The following is a 15,983-nucleotide window of genomic DNA, read 5'->3' on the forward strand; positions in this document are numbered from 1 at the left end:
GCGCGAATCCCGCACTCAGAGTGCGCCAAACACTTTCTTCGCCAGGCCCGTAGCGGCGGCAGCAGGGTTGGCGCGAATGCTTTCTTCCTGTTTGGCGATCATTTCGAACAGCCCGTTCAGCGCTTGCTCGGTCACGTAGCCTTCAAGGTTGGCATTTTTGCTGTCAAGCGCGCCAAGCGCCGCCGCTTTGCCGGCAAAGGCGTTGTACTTCTGGGCCAGGCCCACCTGATCGGTGGACTTCTTGACGATAGGCAGGAACTTGGCGCGAATCTGCTCGCGGCTGGTGCTGCTCAGGTACTGGGTGGCCGAGTCCTTGCCACCGCCGAGAATGGCTTTGGCGTCGGTTACGCTCATCTTTTTCACTGCATCTACAAGCAGGGCCTGAGCTTGAGGCACGGCGGCTTCGGCGGCCTGGTTCATGCTGGTTTCCAGCTGATCGACCTGAGCGCCCATGCCGAGCATTTTCATTTTTTTCGCGATCTGGCCGAGTTTGCCCGGCAGCTCGATACGTACCTCTTCATTTTTGCTGAAGCCACCGGGCACGCCGAGCTGTTTGACGGCGACCTGTGCGCCTTGAGTCAGGGCATCCTTGAGTCCTCCGGTCGCGTCCGATTGCGAGAGGTCGCTCAGCGACAGGGCGAAGACGTTGGCCGACAGCAGAAGGCCAGCGCACAGGCCGGCCAGGGTGAAGGAAAAACGAGGCATGAGAGCTTCCTTGTTGAAGTGGGTTCTGACCTGAACCCGGGTCGATAGTGGTGCGGTGCGTGATCAAGCGTATCAGGAAGTCGCAACAGGCACTTGCGCCCGTGAGCGATGCACGTCAATCGATGTCGGGGGTGATGAAGCCTTGTGAAACGACAACGGCGCGTGAAGGCGCGCCGTTGAAGGGAGCAAGCAGTGTCGAACGGATTAGCCGGCTGCCTGAATGACCTTGATTTTCAGGCCGCTCTGGTCCTGGTTGGTCAGTTCAACAGGATGAACAGTGTCGTTGATCCAGATAAGTTTGCCGTCATGTTCGATGCGTGCCGACAGTGCATAGCTGCGACCCTGAATGGGGTAGCGATCTGCGGCATAGCCCAGTTCAAACGGCAATGGCACCTGGCTGGTAATGTGTGTTTCGCTGACGTCGATGACAGGGGCCAGAACATCAGCAAGGCTGATGTCACTCAGGGTGACAGTGAGCTTGCAGTCCGCTGGCAGCAGGATGCGTGGCAGGTAATAAACTTCACCCTGAAGGCGTACTAGGGGTTCGCTGGACATTTCAATTTCCTTATTGAGTGTGGGTACCAGTCATTGGCACAAACCACACCTTAGCAACTGCCGGGAGGCATAAAGCACTCGTCTAAAGATCCCCGGCTAATTGCGGAAGATCCCTACGCTGCGCCTTGATCGGTTCCCACATCCTGCTCCTCTTCATTGCTGTGCAAGGCTACTTGCCGTATCGAAAGACGGATTTCGGCAGGCAATACCCGCTTGGCCGCACCTTCTGCCAGTTCGCCCAGCATCGGGTGATAGCTCAGCTTGCCAGCACTGTCCTTGCGCAGTACGCCCAGGTCCAGCAGGGTCTGGATGAAGTGCCGGAACAGGCTCTTGTCGAAGAACTCCGGCGCATTGAGGCCATGCAGAATCGACAGGCGCTGGGCCATGACCGTGCACAGGTCCTCAAGCTGCTCGGGGCTCAGCGTGTTCTGCCCGCTGTTGAGCAACAAGGCAATCGCCATGTAGAAGCGCTGCAGGGTCTGGGCGATGGCGCGCGACAACAGGGTCAGCAATACGAACTCGCGGGAACTGGGCTCCGGGCGCACGTAGGCGTCCTTTTTGAAGCGCAACAGACCTTGTTCCACGAATGCGGCCAGCCATTGATCGACCACGTCATCCAGTTCGTTCAGCGGCCAGCGAATGAACAATTCCGATTGCAGGAACGGATACAGCGCACGTGTGTAGCGCAGGATCTGTTCACGGGTCATGCGCGACGAGCTCTGGAAAAAGCTCGCCAGCAGCGAGGGCAGGGCGAAGATGTGCAGGACGTTGTTGCGGTAATAGGTCATCAGCACCGCATTCTGTTCGTTCAGGTACAGAATTTTGCCCAGCGCGTCTTTTTGCTCGGCGAGCAGGTCCATGCCTTTGACATGCTCGATCAATGAGCGGCCATCACCTTCCGGCAACGTCGTGTGCGGAGAATAAGGTACGGCGCGCAGCAGGGTCAGGTACAGATCAAGAACCCGCTCCATGGCCTGATCGTCCAGCGCCAGTCTTTGTGTCGACAATAACGCCACGGCAACCAGGTTCATCGGGTTGACGGCAGCGGCTTCGTTCAGGTGCTGAGCCACACGCTCGCCCAGACGGTGCGTGGTCTCGCTCAGCCATTCGGGGCGAAATTGCGGGTCCAGTTGCTGTTCGCGCCAGTCCGGTTGTTCGCCATCGAGAAACTCGGCCAGTTTGATCGGCGCACCGAAGTTCACCGAGACCTGGCCGAAGCGCTGCTTCAGCGCGCCGATGACTTTGAAGATATCGAAGATCGACTCTTTCTTCTTGGTTGCTCCGCGCAGTTCGCCCAGATAAGTACGGCCTTCCAGTACGCGCTCGTAACCGATGTACACCGGGATGAAGACGATAGGCATCCGCGAGTTGCGCAGAAAGCTGCGCAGGGTAATGGCGAGCATGCCGGTTTTCGGTTGCAGCATGCGCCCGGTGCGCGAGCGACCGCCTTCGACAAAGTATTCGACCGGAAAGCCCTTGATGAACAGCGTGTGCAGGTATTCGGTGAACACCGCCGTATACAGCGGGTTGCCCTTGAACGTGCGGCGCATGAAAAATGCCCCGCCACGTCGCAGCAGGCCGCCGACCACAGGCATATTCAGGTTGATGCCCGCAGCAATGTGCGGCGGCGTTAGGCCGTTGCGAAACAGCAGGTAAGACAGCAGCAGGTAATCGATATGGCTGCGGTGGCAGGGGACATAAATGACCTCATGTCCCGGCGCGACTTCCTGAACGCCTTCGATGTGGCTGACCTTGATGCCGTCGTAGATCTTGTTCCAGAACCAGCTGAGCACCACCTCCATGAAACGGATCACCGAATAGGTGTAGTCCGAGGCGATCTCGTTGCCGTAGCTCAGCGCCCGTTCCCGCGCCTTTTCCTGGGTGATGTGTTCACGCTCGGCTTCTTCGATGATCGCCTGCTTGACCAGCGGCTCGTCCAGCAGACCTTTGACCACCGTGCGCCGGTGCGAAACGTCGGGACCGATCACGGCACTTTTCAGGTTGCGAAAGTGCACGCGCAGCAGACGTTGGGTCATGCGCAGGGTCAGTTCGTAACCTTTGTTTTCACCCACCAGTTCGCGCATGTGGATAGGCGCGGAAAACTGCACGCGGGTCTTGCGGCCCAGAATCAGAATGCTGACTAGGCGACGTAAGCGGCCGGTCACCGCCCAGCTGTCGGCAAACAGCAGCTTCCAGGCACTGGACTCGCGGTCAGGCGACTGGCCCCAGAACACGCTCACCGGGATGATCTGCGCGTCTTCGCCGGGGTTCTGGCTGACGGCTGCGACCACACGCTCCAGCGTCGGAGGCGCACCACGCTTGTCCTGGCGACCGAGCCAGTCGGGGGAGGGGGTCAGGTAAAAGAATGCGGCCGGCTCGATCAGGTTGCCGACCGCTACCGACAGCACCGGACGAGGCAGACCGGCCTTGCGGCATTCTGTGTCGATCACTGCCAGATCGCTGATCGACGGCGATTGCAGTGCATAGAACACCGGGCGGCTGCGGTCCAGATTCAGCGTAAAAGACGATTGATTGATGGTTTCCGAGCGAACCCAGAGATACAACAAACGGCGCAGGGTGCCGAACACAAGGCGACGGAATGGAGAGCGGGTCATACGGCTTCTGCTGAGTGAGGGGCGGGCGATTGCCCTGGATGGGCGCCAGTGTGACGTATCCCGAAGCGATCGGCAAAAGCGCCGGTGCGCGCGCTGAACGGATCACGTCTGAATGACCGCTTGCCGAGCCGGGCTCACCTGACGACGGCACGTATCAGGAACGTCGCGGCGAAAAATCCTACGCGGTTCGCCAGGTAATCTCTTCCTCACCGTCGGCACTCACGCGTATCCAGCGGTCGGCCGTCTCGTCGCTTTCTTCTTCAACCCAGGTGCCCGGGGCGCAACGTACTTCGACGTTCAATGCCTTGAATGCGGCGCGAGCACAGGCGATGTCGTCTTCCCACGGGGTCTGATCGCTGTCCAGGTGCAGGCTGTTCCATTTACCGACCGCTCTGGGCAGCCAGGTCACGGCGACAGTGCCCGCGGTGCATTTCCAGGTCTGGCCTTTCTGCTTCCAATCGCTGCAAAAGCCCAGCGCTTTGCCGAGCCACTGGGCAATTGCCTTGTGATCGACGTCTTCGTCTTTCAGGTAAATCTCGATATCGGGTTGGCGCATGGGGGCCTCTGTTGAATGCTTATTGCAGCACGAAATAATCGTAGCGCATGGAAACGGTGACCTTGAAAGGTCCTGGTTGCTCGATGACCGCTGCCCGACGTTCGGCGCTGGCGCGCCAGCCGTGCGGTGTCATGGCCAGCAGATCGGCGCGGGACTGGCCGTCGATCAGCTTCAGCGTGTAGCGCAGTGTTTCGCTGTGTTGCAACTGCATGCCTTGCGGCACCAGTGACAGGTGCTTGTCGTCTGCGTAATCGCGCACTTCATCATAGAGCCGCTGACGCAGCTCCATCAGATGCTCGCTGGTCGGGCCGACCCGCATCAGTCCGCCGCCAGGGGTCAGCAAACGCTTGGCTTCCTGCCAGTCCAGCGGGCTGAACACGCTGGCCAGAAACTGGCAGCTGGCATCCGCAAGTGGCACACGGGCCATGCTGGCGACCATCCAGGTCAGCGCCGGATCACGACGACAGGCGCGTTTGACCGCCTCGCGGGAGATGTCCAGCGCATAGCCATCGGCATGCGGCAAGGCTTCGGCAATCTGCGCGGTGTAATAACCTTCGCCACAGCCGATGTCCAGCCAGTGCGCAGGGGATCGCTCAGCGGCCAGTTCAGCCAGACGCCGGGCTACCGGAGCGTAGTGCCCGGCGTTGAGAAAATCGCGTCGCGCCTCGACCATGGCCTGATTGTCGCCCGGGTCGCGGCTGTTCTTGTGCTGCACCGGCAACAGGTTCAGATAACCCTGACGGGCTCGGTCGAAACGATGATTGGCCGGGCACACCACGCCGTTGTCGGCAGTGCTGAGCGGCGCTGAGCAGATCGGGCAGGTCAGCATCAGGCGAGCAACTTGACCAGAGTCTGGTAGTAGATCTCGGTCAGCACATCGAGGTCGCTGGCCAGAATACGTTCGTTAACCTGATGGATCGTTGCGTTGACCGGCCCCAGCTCGACCACTTGGGTACCGAGGGTGGCGATGAAGCGACCATCGGAGGTTCCGCCGCTGGTTGAGGCTTTAGTCTCACGGCCGGTGACGCTTTTGATGCTGGAAGACACGGCGTCCAGCAACGCGCCCGGTTCGGTGAGGAACGGCAGGCCGGACAATGCCCAGTCCACGTGCCAGTCCAGTTCATGCCTGTCGAGGATATCGGCAACGCGCTGCTGCAGACCTTCGACGGTCGACTCGGTGGAAAAACGGAAATTGAAGACCGCCACCAGATCGCCGGGGATGACATTGGTGGCGCCGGTGCCAGCGTTCAGGTTGGAGATCTGGAAGCTGGTCGGCGGGAAGAAGTCGTTGCCGTGGTCCCAGTGCTCGGCGGCCAGTTCGGCCAGGGCCGGCGCAGCCAGGTGAATCGGATTCTTCGCCAGATGCGGGTAAGCCACATGGCCCTGCTTGCCGCGTACTGTCAGCGTGGCGCCCAGCGAACCGCGCCGACCGTTCTTGACCACATCGCCGACCAGCGTGGTGCTCGACGGCTCGCCGACGATGCACCAGTCCAGACGCTCGTTACGCGCTGCGAGGCGTTCGACCACGGCTTTGGTGCCGTGATGCGCCGGGCCTTCTTCGTCGCTGGTGATCAGAAATGCCACCGAGCCCTTGTGATCAGGGTGGTCGGCGACAAAGCGTTCGGCCGCCACCAGCATGGCCGCCAGACTGCCTTTCATGTCTGCCGCGCCGCGTCCGCAGAGCATGCCGTGCTCGTCGATCAACGCATCGAACGGGTCGTTCTGCCAGTTCTGCAGCGGCCCGGTCGGCACCACGTCGGTATGCCCGGCGAAACACAGTACCGGGCCGTCGGTAGTGCCGTGGGTGGCCCAGAAGTTGTCGACGTCTTCGATACGCATTGGCTCCAGCTTGAAGCCGGCATCGCCCAGGCGCTGCATCATCACGGTCTGGCAATCGGCATCGACCGGCGTCACTGACGGACGGCGGATCAGATCGCAGGCGAGTTGGAGGGTGGGCGAGAGGTCGGCTGGGGCCGTCATGTACAGAACTCCGGTAGCAAGACTTTGGGCGCGAAAAGGCGGATATCTTAAAGCAAAACGACGACCTGAGGCCGTCGTTTATCGTGCCCGGTGGATAGGTCAGGTTGTCGGCAGTGCCGGGCGGTTTGCGCGTGCCGACAAGATAGCCATGGTTATGGCTGCAAGATAAGGGAGTGATTGTGCGAACAGCATGGTTATCCAGAAACCGGAATTCGTATCGATGGATGCCCTGCCTGTGAGCAAAAGCACAATCGCGATCCAGGAGATCGCCAAGGTAGACAGTTCTTCCCTTACATCGAGCAGGTTTTGTCCGATCCGGTTTGCAGAGGTATGTTTGGGCGTTCTGTAGAAAGGCATCGCCGAGGTGAAAAGCCCCGCCAGCACTGCCTTGCCCAAGGTCGGATAAAGCGCCATGCCGGCCAGTATCGCCGCCAATGCCTCTTTGATGTGTGTGCTGACCAACCGCCGGTAAAGCACAATCATCTTGAACGAGCGCAGGGCAAACATCAGTATCAACGACGTGGAAAATATCCATGGCAGCGGCCCGAAAGTCTCGGGCTTAAGGATCATAGCCATCGACCAGGCCAACACAGCCAGCGTTAACAGATAATTCATTCCTTCTGCCACCCACGGCATCCACCCCGCGATGAAATGGTAGCGTTGCATCGCGCTCAGGGACGCGCAATTTCCTGCAATCAGGCTTCCGGCGTGCCGCTTGACGATCTGCATAGCTCCATATGCCCAGCGATATCGTTGTTTCTTGAAGTCCATGAACGTATCGGGAGTCAGCCCTTTGCCATAGCTGATAGCGGCGTAACCAGTGGAGAAACCACTTTCAAGCATACGCAGGCCAAGTTCGGCGTCTTCGCATATGCACCATTCCGCCCAGCCCAGTCGGTCCAGTGCTGATCGGCGGATCAGTGTCATGGTGCCGTGCTGGATAATTGCATCGTGATCGTTACGGATCACCATGCCGATGTTAAAAAAACCTCGGTACTCGGCCTGACAGCAACACTTGAACAGGCTTTCGTGACCGTCGCGATAATCCTGCGGCGATTGAATGACTGCAACCTTCGGGTCCGTGAAGTGGGGCACCATATGTTTGAGCCACTGTCGATGGACGCAGTAATCAGCGTCGATGACTGCCACTACCTCTGCGTCTTCAGCGGTATGTCTCAGGAGGTAGTTGAGCGCACCCGCTTTGAATCCGGGAAGTGGACTGACATGAAAAAACCGGAACCGAGGGCCGAGCTGCTGACAGTATCGCTCGATAGGCTTCCAGATGGCCGGGTCCTGAGTATTATTGTCGATAACCAGCACCTCGAAGTCCGGGTAGTCCAGCGTTTGCAACGAGTCGAGAGTCCGTTTCACCATGTCCGGAGGTTCGTTGTAGCACGGAACATGCAGGGAAACTTTCGGGGCGGGACCAACAGGACGATGGACGGGGCTGAAAGAGCGTGGGGTGTCCGGTCCCCAGCAGGCTTCGAGGAATTCGTGCGTTTCGATACCCATGTAAGTCAGCACGCTGGCAGCCCAGATAAAGACGACAGGCAGCGCGAGCCAGGCGGGCAGTGGCTGTGAGTAGTGCATGCCGAACCCTGACAATGCGCAATAAGCCAGCACGATTATCAAGGCGCCTGCGGGCCACGACTCCGGTTTAAGGCGGGTGATAAGCCTGAGTATTTCCGAGAGCATGTTGACCGGCATTTTTACCGGGCCGTTGACGTGCAGTTTTAATCTGCGCTTTGCATCGAACAAACCCCAATTAGGCCCGGGCAGACCTTCTTCAGTCTTCCAGTGCTGGTCGAAGGCTTCTATCACGAAATAGTCATGGCCGTGCTGATCCAGTAATGGAATCTGGTTGCGCAGGTATATCGAGTGCTCTGCGTCAGAGGTCGTCATCCGCCTCTTGGCGATGGCCTTGCTCGGCCAGCCAATCTCCGAAAGTATGAGGGGCTTGTCGGGGAATCTCGTTCTCAGTTCGTTCGCGTGTGCCAGAACGATCGCGGTCGCGTCCAGCGCTGAAACGCCTTCCCAGAAAGGCAAAATATGGGCGGCAATGAAGTCGACATGCCTGACGAGGTCCGGCGTCTCGTACCATTGTGTCCATATCTCGGAGGTCGAAACAGGCACATTGACGGCGCGTCGTGCGGTCTGCAGATAGTGAATAAGCAGATCGATGGGAACATCATCACGAAACAGGACTTCATTTCCCAAGACCAGGCGTTGCACGCTGGAGTAACGGTTGGCGAGTTCGATCCCTGCATTTATTTCCTCGATATTGTGCGTTTCATCCTCTGTTATCCACACGCCAAGCGTGACATTCATGCCCAGTGCTTCGGCGAGTTCGGGGATATGCATCAATGTCCCTTCCACCGAGTAAGTTCTTATATTCCGTGTAATGCTTCGAAGTAGCAGCAGGTCTTCTCTTATCTGATCACGCGTCGGAAAAATCTGTTTGTAGGGGCTTTGGCCCGGTCGAAAAGGGGCGTAGGCCACGCCAGAGATCATTGCAGGCCAGTTGGGCGGATAATTGAACCTGGTTTTGAACAGGTTTTTCAGCCACGTGCCTGCCTTGTTTGAATATTCATCCATGTGTGAAACGTGCTCCATGCTTGTTGCACTGGTGCCGCGAGTTCCCTTCGCGTTGGTTAACCTTAGTCGCCCTCGTTCATTGCCGTTTGCAATGCTTAGACTCTTTTCCTCGGGCGTTTCCAAAAACGGAATGGCGTTTAGGCAGTGGGCGTTGATCGCGTTCTAAAATCATTATTTTTTACTTCCCTTGAGTCTCTGGGTCAGTTCGTCAACGGACCAGGACCTTGCCTGCCGGGAACAAGTCAGGTGTCTTGCCGTCGACAAACCCCTATAATGCGCGCCGGTTTTTGAGGTATTGATCATGAGCGCAGAAGATCCGCGGTTCGCTGGTATCGCCCGTCTATATGGCATCGAAGGGCTGGCACGCCTGCGCGCGGCCCATGTGGCGGTGGTGGGTATCGGCGGGGTGGGCTCCTGGGCGGCGGAAGCCATGGCGCGCAGTGGTGTGGGCGAGATTTCGCTGTTCGACATGGACGATGTCTGTGTCAGTAACAGCAACCGTCAGTTGCATGCGCTCAGCAGTACGGTTGGCCAGTCGAAAGTCGAGGTGATGGCTGAGCGTATCCGCGCGATCAACCCCGATTGCATCGTGCACGCGGTGGCTGATTTCGTCACCCGCGACACCATGGCCGAGTGCATCACCCCGGACATGGACTTCGTCATCGACTGTATCGACAGCGTCAACGCCAAGGCTGCGCTGATTTCCTGGTGCAAGCGGCGCAAGATTCAGATGGTCACCACCGGCGGGGCGGGGGGGCAGATCGACCCGACCCTGATTCAGATCGCCGACCTGAACCGCACGTTCAATGACCCGCTGGCCTCCAAGGTGCGCTCGACCCTGCGTCGGGATTATGGTTTTTCACGCACGCCGAACCGTCACTACAGCGTGCCTTGCGTGTTTTCTACTGAACAACTGCGCTACCCCAAGCCGGATGGCAGTATTTGTCTGGAAAAGAAATTCGTCGGCGAGGGCGTAAAGCTCGATTGCGCCGGTGGTTTCGGTGCAGTGATGATGGTGACTGCGACCTTTGGCATGGTTGCCGCTACCCGTGCGGTAGACAAGCTGGTGGCGGGCACGCGACGGCCTTCGGAGCGGATCAAGCCAGCGCTTGTAACACCCGATCAGGCTTGAGTCAGCTGGCGCATCTTCTGCAGTACGGCATTCAGGCCGTTGCTGCGCGAGGGTGAGAGCTGGCGGGCGAGGCCCAACTGATTGAACCAGCCAGGTAAATCCACGGCTGCCAGCTCCCGGTCCGACAGGCCGTTGACCCGCGCCAGCAGCAGCGCCACCAGACCGCGAATCAGTCGCGCGTCACTGCCGGCCCGAAACAGCCAGGCATTGTCGCTGACTTCACCGGTCAGCCAGACCTTGCTTTCACAACCGTGTACCAGGTTGTCGTCGGTCCTTTCTTCGTCACTCAGCGGCGCAAGTTGATCACCCCATTGCATCAGCAGGCGTGCGCGCTGTTCCCAGCCTTGTGGCCGGGAAAAACTGTCGAGCGCAGTTTGCGCCAATGGCGGCAGACTCATCGAAGCAGCTCCAGTGCCTGATCCAGTGCGCTGAAGAACTGCAGCAGATCGTCCGAATCGTTGTACAGCGCCAGTGACACGCGAATCGCGCCGGGTAGGCCAAGGGTCTTGAACAGCGGCATCGCGCAATGATGACCGGCACGTACGGCAATGCCCTGTTCGGTCAGCAGGTGAGCCACATCAGCATTGTGAACATCGTCGACGACGAAGCTGACCAGTGCCAGATCCGGCGAGCCCAGAACCTGGATGCCATCACGCTGTTGCAGGCCCTCAAGCAGGCGACGGTGCAGTCTGGCTTCATGTTCTGCGACCGCCTGATGATCGAGGCTGTCCAGATAGGCCAGCGTAGCGCCCAGACCGATCACACTGGCGATGGGCGGGGTGCCGGCCTCGAAACCCAGGGGTGCCGGACGAAATTTCGCGTGCTGATAATCGGCTGTCAGCACCATCTCGCCGCCGAACTGCCAGTGCGCGAGGCTGGGCAGCGCCTCGTTGCACCCGTAAAGCACGCCGAGTCCTTCCGGGCCATACAGTTTGTGGCTGGAAAACACATAAAAATCGCAGCCCAGCGCCTGCACATCGTGGCGTCCGTGCACCACGCCCTGTGAGCCGTCCACGACGGTAATGGCGCCTTGGGTCTTGGCAAGTGCGATAAGACGAGCGAGCGGTTGCCAGGTGCCGAGCACGTTGGAGAGCTGGGTGACGGCGAGCAGACGTGTGCGCGGTCCGATCAGGTTGGCGGCCGCGTCGCAGTCGATCACGCCATCGATATCCAGCGGCAGAACCACCAGTTTCAGGCCGCGACGCTGAGCCAGTTGTTGCCATGGCAGCAGATTGGCGTGATGTTCCAGCGCGCTGATGGCGATTTCGTCGCCCGCCGCGAATTCATGTTCCAGCCCGTAGGCCAGCAGGTTCAGCGCAGACGTCGCGCCGTGAGTGAAGATGATCTGGCTGTTCTCGCCGGCATTCAGCCAGCGGGCGGCCTTGCCACGGCTGGCCTCGAACGCTTGAGTGGCGTGTGCGCCGGGCAGATGCTGGGCACGATGCACATTGGCGGCACCGTTGGCATAGTAATGAGTCAGGGCGTCGATCAGCGCCTGGGGCTTTTGCGTCGTGGCGGCGTTGTCCAGATAAGTCTGGCCTTGCCGTTGCAGGGCGGCGATGGCGGGGAAGTCGCCACGCCAGGGAGAGAAGAGGGGCATTGTTCGTCCAGCGTGTGCAGGCGGGTTCAAAACCATCAGCCTTGAACCCGCACACAGCATCAGTTATGAGCGTGCAGTGCTTCGTTCAGCTCGACGGCCGACTTGTGGGTTTTGCATTCCACCGCGCCGGTCTGAGAGTTGCGACGGAACAACAGGTCGGTCTGACCCGCCAGCTCGCGGGCCTTGACGATCTTGACCAGCTCATTGTTTTCGTCGAGCAGCGCGACTTTGGTACCTGCGGTCACGTACAGGCCCGACTCCACGGTGTTGCGATCACCCAGCGGGATGCCGATGCCGGCGTTGGCACCGATCAGGCAGCCTTCACCGACCTTGATGATGATGTTGCCACCACCGGACAGCGTACCCATGGTCGAGCAGCCGCCGCCCAGATCCGAGCCCTTGCCGACGAATACGCCAGCGGAAACGCGGCCTTCGATCATGCCCGGGCCTTCGGTGCCGCCATTGAAGTTGACGAAGCCTTCGTGCATGACCGTGGTGCCTTCGCCGATGTAGGCGCCCAGGCGCACGCGAGCGCTGTCAGCGATACGGACGCCGCTCGGCACGACGTAATCGGTCATTTTCGGGAATTTGTCGACCGAGAACACTTCCAGCAGCTCGCCCTTGAGGCGTGCTTCGAGCTGACGTTCGGCCAGTTCGGCCAGATCGACCGCGCCCTGGCTGGTCCAGGCCACGTTTGGCAGCAGCGGGAAGATACCTGCCAGGTTCAGACCGTGCGGCTTGACCAGACGGTGCGACAGCAGATGCAGCTTGAGGTACGCCTCGGGAGTCGACGTCAATGTGGCGTCTTCAGCCAGCAGGGTCGCGACCAGCGGCTTCTGGCTTTCGGCCAGACGAGTCAGCAGTGCGGCTTGTGTCGCGTCCACGGATTTGGCCGCTTCGGCCAGCTTGTAGGCCATGTCGACATTGAAGGTGATCGCCTGGTTGCCGCCGGTGTAACCCAGAACCGGTGCGATAGCCGCGACCAGTTCCGCAGAAGGATTGATCAGAGGCTGAGCATAAAATACTTCAAGCCATGCGCCTTGACGATTTTGGGTGCCGACGCCGAAGGCCAGGCTGAACAGGGTGGTGGACATGTAAATACCTCGTGGCTTTATCAAGGGGCTTTCAGTAGCGCTCTGGCTTACTGTAAAGCCGCTGCATACAGGTCAGGCTTGAAGCCGATCAGGGTTTTATCGCCCAGATCAAGCACCGGGCGCTTGATCATGGACGGCTGCGCGAGCATCAGTTCTATGGCTTTCGCCTGGTCGAGATCGGCCTTTTGTCCGTCTTCGAGCTTGCGAAAGGTCGTGCCTGCGCGGTTCAGCACAACCTGCCATCCGTGTTCATTGCACCACTGCTCGAGGTGCTCACGGTCGATGCCCTGGGTCTTGTAGTCGTGAAATTCGTAGCTCGCCGAATGCTCATCGAGCCAGGTACGAGCCTTTTTCATCGTGTCGCAGGCTTTGATGCCAAATAGAGTGTAAGTCATTGTTTAAGGTGGGGTGGCTGATCTTGCTCGATACTCCCCACGTCCTCTCCTCGCAATTTAGCCGGCTATTATGCCACGTCAGTCCGTTCAGTGTTATGACAGAGCCAGTACGGTGACTGAACGAAAATTAGATAATAAGGCTAACCATCATTAAGAAAACTTCACCCGCTCACGCTTGAGTCGCTGGCTGCAGCGGGCAATTATTACCCGTCATTTGAAGTTTGGGTGCGTTATGTCTGAGCAAGAGAAGAAGCGTCAGGATGCGCTTGTCCGGCAACGTTATTACAGGGAGCGTCAACGTGCCGAGGGATTCAAGCAAAGTACCATCTGGATTCACGGTGAAGCCGAAGCTCAGGGCCGGCTGGCTGCCCGTGAAGGAAAGCCGTTGCTGCCCATGCAGTCTCATGACCCCGTCAGCTGGGCAGTCGGCTGGGTGGCTGAAAAGCTGCGGACCCGACAGTAGTCAGCACTTTTTCGGGCGGTCACGCCACTCGTTGGGGACGTATGGCGCGCTGTTGATTGCCGCATGATCAACACGTGTCAGGACGCTCTCCGTCAGAGCGTTTCAAATTTCGAGTTGCCACGGTCCGCGTAGATAGCGCCCATCACGGCGATGTCATTGCTGCTGAGTGTCTTGCCCACATTGATGATCTCGAAGTCGCCGAGGGTCAGGCCGTTGGGGATATCGAAATGCATGACCGAATCACGGTCGTAAGCCGAGTAGTGGAAGTCTGCGGCCTCGTACCTGTCGAAAAAATTGGTATTGATCTCTTCGTCACTCAACCCGGTTTGCGAAAGCAGTGAGCGCAAGAGCGGCTCGTTCCAGGGGATGTTTGCCTGTGGATGCTGATGCTCGTGAACCGCGCCCAAGGCGTGCCCGAATTCATGCAGTACGATGCGCGTCAATTCCGGCATCGGCTTCAGGTCCGCCGTGTACAGCTCTTTTAGGTTGAACTCCATCGTAGCCTCATCAGGTCCGGCCAGCAGGGTATCGGTGCCTATGGCGCTCCAGTTCAGGTGTTCATTGAAGCCAATTCGGATATCACTCGCCCCGTCCGTCACGAACTCGAATTTCAGGTTTATGTGCGGCAGCCACTTGCGGGCGGCCTCGACGATGGGTGCTGTCAGGCTGGCAGGAGGATTCTTCAAAAAAAGAACTTTCAGGGTTCGCCCGCGAGCCCAGTATTTGCTGAACGAAACCAGCAGGCGCGCCTGGCGACCTGACTGGCTGGTGTCGGCGCCGGTTTCCGATGGGTAAGCAGGGGTGATCGGCGCGTTGGCGGGGTTTTCGCGAATCGCTGCATCATACGAAGCCTGGTGATTTCCAGCGCTGCGCATGCAGCAGGATGCGGGCAGTTTTACGCCTTGGGTAACAGCGGGTGCGGTCATGGGAGTGGCCTTCATGGTAGTTCGCTTCGTGTCTGGAAGCATTAAAAATGAAGGGTGAGGGTACGTTCACGCAGGGGGCTGGAGGTGGTAACTAATTACCCCGCCGCACATTGCATGCGGCGGGACGATTTTTTTGGATTCGGCTTTTACTTGCTCAGGAATGCGCGGATACGTTCGGCCGCTTCGATGCATTCGGCCAACGGGGCCACGAGCGCAAGACGCACCCGGCCTGCGCCAGGGTTGACGCCATCCACTTCGCGGGAAAGGTACGAGCCCGGTACTGCAGTGACGTGCTGATCGACGAACAGATCGCGGCAAAATGCAGCGTCATCGGTACCGACGTTCGGCCACAGGTAAAAGCCGCCGTCCGGGCGTTGAACGTCGAGCACCGGGGTCAGGATGTCGAGCACCGCAGCGAACTTTTCCCGGTACAGATCACGGTTGGCGCGTACGTGCTCCTCATCATTCCAGGCGGCGATGCTGGCCAGTTGAGTCTGAACCGGCATGGCGCAGCCGTGATAGGTGCGATACAGCAGGAAGGCCTTGAGGATCTGGGCGTCACCCGCCACAAAACCTGAGCGCAGGCCCGGCAGATTGGAGCGCTTGGACAGGCTGTGGAAGACCACGCAGCGTTTGAAATCCTCGCGGCCCAGCTCGACGCAGGCGCTGAGCAGGCCCGGCGGCGGGGTCTGCTCATCGAAGTACAGCTCGCTGTAGCACTCGTCCGCAGCAATGACAAAGTCATGTTCGTCGGCCAGGGCGATGAGCTTTTTCAGGGTTTCAACCGGAATCAGCGCCCCGGTCGGGTTGCCTGGTGAGCACAGAAAGAGGATCTGGCAACGCTTCCAGATGTCCGGGCTGACGGCATCGAAATCGGGATTGAACCCGTTATCGCTCAGGCAGGGCAGGTAGTGCGGTTGGGCTCCGGCCAGAAACGCGGCGCCTTCATAGATCTGGTAAAACGGATTCGGGCTGATCACCAGGCCGTCATCACTGCGATTGACTACGGTCTGGGTGAAGGCGAACAGCGCTTCGCGCGTGCCGTTGACCGGTAATACATTGCGCGCCGGATCGATCCAGCCCTGTGGCACGCCGAATCGACGGCTGCACCAGCCGGCAATGGCTTCGCGCAGCGCAGGAATACCCAGCGTGGTCGGGTAAACCGCCATCTGATCGAGGTTGTCTGCCAGTGCTTTGGCAACGAAATCGGGAGAGCGGTGCTTCGGTTCGCCGATGGACAGTGCTACCGGACGCTTTTCCGGGTTGGGTGTCACGCCGGCCAGCAAGGCGCGCAGCTTCTCGAAAGGGTAAGGCTGAAGCAGTTGCATGGCGTTATTCATGGAACGTGTTCCTCAATGAGCTGCGTT

Annotated in this window: 15 protein-coding genes; 2 read left to right on the forward strand and 13 right to left on the reverse strand. The window is 59.2% G+C overall.

Translation table 11 applies throughout. The features are described from left to right. Positions 1-15: 15 nt before the first annotated feature. From AC54XV_RS07360 to AC54XV_RS07390, 7 genes are all read right to left on the reverse strand, one after another. Positions 16-705 (reverse strand): DUF4197 domain-containing protein, encoded by a 690-nt coding sequence (locus tag AC54XV_RS07360; protein ID WP_024639891.1) that lies wholly within the window; start codon positions 703-705, stop codon positions 16-18. A 204-nt stretch (positions 706-909) separates the two neighbouring features. Next, positions 910-1,260 carry a YbaY family lipoprotein gene (locus AC54XV_RS07365; protein ID WP_011266964.1) on the reverse strand — a complete coding sequence of 117 codons (351 nt, stop codon included), beginning with the start codon at positions 1,258-1,260 and terminating at the stop codon, positions 910-912. Between the two features lie 113 nt (positions 1,261-1,373). Continuing rightward, positions 1,374-3,875, reverse strand: a complete 2,502-nt coding sequence (plsB, locus tag AC54XV_RS07370) for a glycerol-3-phosphate 1-O-acyltransferase PlsB (RefSeq protein WP_011266965.1) — start codon at positions 3,873-3,875, stop codon at positions 1,374-1,376. A 178-nt stretch (positions 3,876-4,053) separates the two neighbouring features. Next, positions 4,054-4,431 (reverse strand): hypothetical protein, encoded by a 378-nt coding sequence (locus AC54XV_RS07375; RefSeq protein WP_004406289.1) that lies wholly within the window; start codon positions 4,429-4,431, stop codon positions 4,054-4,056. Between the two features lie 19 nt (positions 4,432-4,450). Next, positions 4,451-5,260, reverse strand: a complete 810-nt coding sequence (locus AC54XV_RS07380) for a putative RNA methyltransferase (RefSeq protein WP_024639894.1) — start codon at positions 5,258-5,260, stop codon at positions 4,451-4,453. Next, the gene (gene dapE / locus AC54XV_RS07385) at positions 5,260-6,411 is read right to left on the reverse strand and encodes a succinyl-diaminopimelate desuccinylase (protein WP_003409292.1); all 1,152 of its coding nucleotides are present in this window, start codon (positions 6,409-6,411) and stop codon (positions 5,260-5,262) included. The genes AC54XV_RS07380 and dapE overlap by 1 nt, the downstream gene beginning before the upstream one ends. A gap of 99 nt (positions 6,412-6,510) precedes the next feature. Next, complete coding sequence (locus tag AC54XV_RS07390) at positions 6,511-9,006, reverse strand: glycosyltransferase family 2 protein (RefSeq protein ID WP_080266999.1); 2,496 nt, start codon at positions 9,004-9,006, stop codon at positions 6,511-6,513. 301 nt (positions 9,007-9,307) lie between these two features. Here AC54XV_RS07390 and tcdA point away from each other — a divergent pair, with 301 nt between their 5' ends. Then, positions 9,308-10,138, forward strand: coding sequence for a tRNA cyclic N6-threonylcarbamoyladenosine(37) synthase TcdA (tcdA, locus tag AC54XV_RS07395; protein WP_004406281.1), 831 nt, complete (start codon positions 9,308-9,310; stop codon positions 10,136-10,138). Here the strand turns inward: tcdA and AC54XV_RS07400 are convergent. The 4 genes from AC54XV_RS07400 to AC54XV_RS07415 are packed head-to-tail and all read right to left on the reverse strand — an operon-like array spanning position 10,129 to position 13,227. Next, positions 10,129-10,536 (reverse strand): SufE family protein, encoded by a 408-nt coding sequence (locus AC54XV_RS07400; RefSeq protein ID WP_024639896.1) that lies wholly within the window; start codon positions 10,534-10,536, stop codon positions 10,129-10,131. The two genes, tcdA and AC54XV_RS07400, sit on opposite strands and share 10 nt — an antisense overlap. After that, on the reverse strand, positions 10,533-11,738 hold the full coding sequence (locus tag AC54XV_RS07405) for an aminotransferase class V-fold PLP-dependent enzyme (protein ID WP_496718253.1): 1,206 nt from the start codon (positions 11,736-11,738) through the stop codon (positions 10,533-10,535). Before AC54XV_RS07405 ends, AC54XV_RS07400 begins: the two co-directional genes overlap by 4 nt. Positions 11,739-11,797: 59 nt before the next feature. Next, on the reverse strand, positions 11,798-12,832 hold the full coding sequence (gene dapD / locus AC54XV_RS07410) for a 2,3,4,5-tetrahydropyridine-2,6-dicarboxylate N-succinyltransferase (protein ID WP_024639898.1): 1,035 nt from the start codon (positions 12,830-12,832) through the stop codon (positions 11,798-11,800). 47 nt (positions 12,833-12,879) lie between these two features. Next, positions 12,880-13,227 (reverse strand): ArsC family reductase, encoded by a 348-nt coding sequence (locus tag AC54XV_RS07415; protein WP_003314287.1) that lies wholly within the window; start codon positions 13,225-13,227, stop codon positions 12,880-12,882. Positions 13,228-13,459: 232 nt separating this feature from the next. Between AC54XV_RS07415 and AC54XV_RS07420 the strand changes: the two genes are divergently transcribed. Next, a complete protein-coding gene (locus AC54XV_RS07420; RefSeq protein WP_024639899.1) occupies positions 13,460-13,690 on the forward strand; it encodes a hypothetical protein in 231 nt (76 codons plus the stop codon). A gap of 92 nt (positions 13,691-13,782) precedes the next feature. Here AC54XV_RS07420 and AC54XV_RS07425 read toward each other — a convergent pair whose 3' ends face one another. Together AC54XV_RS07425 and dapC are read right to left on the reverse strand one after the other, a co-directional pair. Beyond that, positions 13,783-14,631 carry a matrixin family metalloprotease gene (locus AC54XV_RS07425; protein WP_164920454.1) on the reverse strand — a complete coding sequence of 283 codons (849 nt, stop codon included), beginning with the start codon at positions 14,629-14,631 and terminating at the stop codon, positions 13,783-13,785. 131 nt (positions 14,632-14,762) lie between these two features. Continuing rightward, the gene (gene dapC, locus AC54XV_RS07430; protein ID WP_004406264.1) at positions 14,763-15,956 is read right to left on the reverse strand and encodes a succinyldiaminopimelate transaminase; all 1,194 of its coding nucleotides are present in this window, start codon (positions 15,954-15,956) and stop codon (positions 14,763-14,765) included. Between the last annotated feature and the right edge of the window lie 27 nt (positions 15,957-15,983).

This window comes from Pseudomonas fragariae (ex Marin et al. 2024), assembly GCF_059621105.1.

Coding starts and splice junctions, on each gene's coding strand:
- AC54XV_RS07380 (WP_024639894.1), bottom strand. CDS start 5,260: ATGCTGACCTGCCCGATCTGCTCAGCGCCGCTCAGCACTGCCGACAAC.
- AC54XV_RS07405 (WP_496718253.1), bottom strand. CDS start 11,738: ATGCCCCTCTTCTCTCCCTGGCGTGGCGACTTCCCCGCCATCGCCGCC.
- AC54XV_RS07425 (WP_164920454.1), bottom strand. CDS start 14,631: ATGAAGGCCACTCCCATGACCGCACCCGCTGTTACCCAAGGCGTAAAA.
- AC54XV_RS07360 (WP_024639891.1), bottom strand. CDS start 705: ATGCCTCGTTTTTCCTTCACCCTGGCCGGCCTGTGCGCTGGCCTTCTG.
- AC54XV_RS07375 (WP_004406289.1), bottom strand. CDS start 4,431: ATGCGCCAACCCGATATCGAGATTTACCTGAAAGACGAAGACGTCGAT.
- dapD (WP_024639898.1), bottom strand. CDS start 12,832: ATGTCCACCACCCTGTTCAGCCTGGCCTTCGGCGTCGGCACCCAAAAT.
- tcdA (WP_004406281.1), top strand. CDS start 9,308: ATGAGCGCAGAAGATCCGCGGTTCGCTGGTATCGCCCGTCTATATGGC.
- dapE (WP_003409292.1), bottom strand. CDS start 6,411: ATGACGGCCCCAGCCGACCTCTCGCCCACCCTCCAACTCGCCTGCGAT.
- AC54XV_RS07365 (WP_011266964.1), bottom strand. CDS start 1,260: ATGTCCAGCGAACCCCTAGTACGCCTTCAGGGTGAAGTTTATTACCTG.
- plsB (WP_011266965.1), bottom strand. CDS start 3,875: ATGACCCGCTCTCCATTCCGTCGCCTTGTGTTCGGCACCCTGCGCCGT.
- dapC (WP_004406264.1), bottom strand. CDS start 15,956: ATGAATAACGCCATGCAACTGCTTCAGCCTTACCCTTTCGAGAAGCTG.
- AC54XV_RS07390 (WP_080266999.1), bottom strand. CDS start 9,006: ATGGATGAATATTCAAACAAGGCAGGCACGTGGCTGAAAAACCTGTTC.
- AC54XV_RS07415 (WP_003314287.1), bottom strand. CDS start 13,227: ATGACTTACACTCTATTTGGCATCAAAGCCTGCGACACGATGAAAAAG.
- AC54XV_RS07400 (WP_024639896.1), bottom strand. CDS start 10,536: ATGAGTCTGCCGCCATTGGCGCAAACTGCGCTCGACAGTTTTTCCCGG.
- AC54XV_RS07420 (WP_024639899.1), top strand. CDS start 13,460: ATGTCTGAGCAAGAGAAGAAGCGTCAGGATGCGCTTGTCCGGCAACGT.